Source organism: Achromobacter pulmonis (assembly GCF_902859765.1).
Taxonomy (GTDB): domain Bacteria; phylum Pseudomonadota; class Gammaproteobacteria; order Burkholderiales; family Burkholderiaceae_B; genus Achromobacter; species Achromobacter pulmonis.
Map to the genome: position 1 here is coordinate 1 of NZ_CADIJV010000078.1, position 2,250 is coordinate 2,250.

A 2,250-nucleotide genomic window follows, 5' to 3' on the forward strand; every position below is an offset into this window, starting at 1 on the left:
ACACGATCTCGGAAATCTTGCGCGAGCTGGCAGAAATGCCCTGCATCGTGTTGACCACCTCGGCCACCGCCGAACCGCCGCGCTCGGCCACGTCCGAGGCGCTGGCCGCCAACTGGTTCGCCTGGCGCGCGTTGTCCGCATTCTGCTTGACCGTCGAGGCCAGCTCTTCCATCGACGCCGCGGTTTCCTCCAGCGAGGCCGCCTGTTCTTCCGTACGGCTGGACAGGTCGGTGTTGCCGGCCGAAATCTCGCGCGAACCCACCGTGATCTCATCGACCCCGCGACGCACCGTGGCCACCGTGCGGGTCAGGCTTTCCTGCATGCGCTTGAGTGCGGCGAACAACTGGCCGATCTCGTTGTGCGAACGCACTTCGACGCGGCTGGTCAGGTCGCCCGCGGCGATCTTGTCAAAGTGCTGGCCAGCCTCGACCAGCGGACGCACCACCAGGCGGCCAAACAGCACGCGGCAGAACACCATCAGGAGCAACGCCAGGGCCACGGCCACGCCCACCGCCACCAGGGCGCGATTGAAATTGGACTCGGCCTGGTCGATCGTGGCCCGCTGCTGATCGTCAATGTACTTGCTGAACTCGGAAATGGCCTCAATGAAGGCCGCGCTGCGAGGCGTACCGTATTCGTTGTTCACCATGTAGAAGGTGGAATAATCCTCGCTGCGCAGCGCTTCGACCATGGTGTCGACGCCGTCATCGATATAGGAGCGGTAGCGGCGCACCAGATTCATCGACAGTTGGCGGCCGGTATCGTCCTGCAGCATGTTTTTCTGGAAGTCAGAGAAACGGCTGCGCACGCCCGTCAGCAGGTCGGTGGCCGCCTTCAGGGCGGCGGCGGCGTCGCGCGCCGAATTCTCGCCACTGCCCCAACCGGATTCCTGCAGATGGCGCGCGGCCACCATCAGGCTGACGCGGGCGCGCAGCATGTCGGTGTTGATCACTTCCACCTGCTTGGCGCGCTCGGTCAACGCGTTGACCTCGCGGATGGATTCGTAATTGTGCTGCAGGAAGAAGGCGGCCATGCCACCCACCGCCGCGATCAGCACGGCGAAGAATGCCATGACCCACAGCAGCATCGTGCCGACGCGGGCATCGCGCAGCCGCAGCTTGCGCTTCACCTTCGGCGCGCGCGCGGCCTTTTTCTTACCGACCCTGCCTGATTTCGCTCCGGATTCCAGACTCGCTTCCATATTCTTTCCCCATCCCTCAGGTACAGCCCTGACCAAATGAAAACCCACCCCGGCAAACCGTCCATGCGGACCGCGTTCGCATCGGGGCGACGTACATGGCGGTCCAGGGACCGCCGCGCATTCCGCGGGAACCGGGCCTACCGCCCCTGGCCCATCGGCTCGGGCGGCGCAGCCGGCACCGGTATGACGATGGTTTCCACCTGGGGCGGCGGCGCGGGCTGCGGCGCCCATTCCTGACCGGGGTCGGGTATGGGTGCAGGGCCCAGCAATTTCTGGCGTTCCCAGGGTTCCAGCAGAATATTGGTGCTGTCGACGAGGCGCATCAGCCGGCCGTCCGGGCCGAACTGCAGCAACGCCTCTTTGCGGCTGTAAAGGCCGTCCGCGACAAACGTGATCTTGAAGGACCAGAGGGCCAGAAAAGTGCCGTCGGTCTGTTTGTAGAATTTGTCAGGCGGGGCCGTGAGCGCCCGCGAGGCTTCTTCCAGCGTGGTCTGGCCCGGGGTCAGGGTCGACAGCTTGCTGGGGTCGAAATTGTGGCCCGTCGCCGCGCAGCCCGCGATCAGCGCCGCAAACGCCGCCATGACCAGAAGTTTTAGATAGCCTCGCATACCTGCCCATTTACCGGTCGGAACCGGCGTCAAAAAGATTCCCAATCATCGTCCGCCGGCGCCTGGCGGCGAGAGGCCGCCGGCGCCGGCTTGACGTCCTTCACTGGCGCGGCCGCGCGGGGCGCAGGCCGGCGCAGCGGTCGCGCCGCGCTGGCGCCTTCGGTCGGCGCCGACGACGACGTGGCCCGAGCAGCATGCGTCAGGCGCGCCGCTGGCGCGGCCGGCGCCACGGGTGCGACGGCCTTTTGCTGTGCCGGCGGCGTCTCTTCGGCCCTGGGCGGGCTGACGCGCGGCGCACTGCGTTGCTGCGCCAGCTGACGCGCCGGCACTTCGATCACTTCGCCGGCATTGATCTTGAACACCGCCACCGCTTCGGCCAGGCGCTGCGCCTGCTCCTGCAGCGAACCGGCCGCGGCCGCCGCCTCTTCCACCAGCGCCGCG

Annotated in this window: 2 protein-coding genes and 1 pseudogene; all 3 read right to left on the reverse strand. The window is 66.7% G+C overall.

Annotated features, from left to right (window positions below):
* On the reverse strand, positions 1–1,201 hold a 1,201-nt coding region (locus HV701_RS26530), incomplete at its 3' end, for a Tar ligand binding domain-containing protein (RefSeq protein ID WP_175135969.1).
* 137 nt (positions 1,202–1,338) lie between these two features.
* Complete coding sequence (locus HV701_RS26535; protein ID WP_175135970.1) at positions 1,339–1,809, reverse strand: hypothetical protein; 471 nt, start codon at positions 1,807–1,809, stop codon at positions 1,339–1,341.
* A 29-nt stretch (positions 1,810–1,838) separates the two neighbouring features.
* Positions 1,839–2,250, reverse strand: a pseudogene (locus HV701_RS26540) (methyl-accepting chemotaxis protein); the annotation flags it as partial.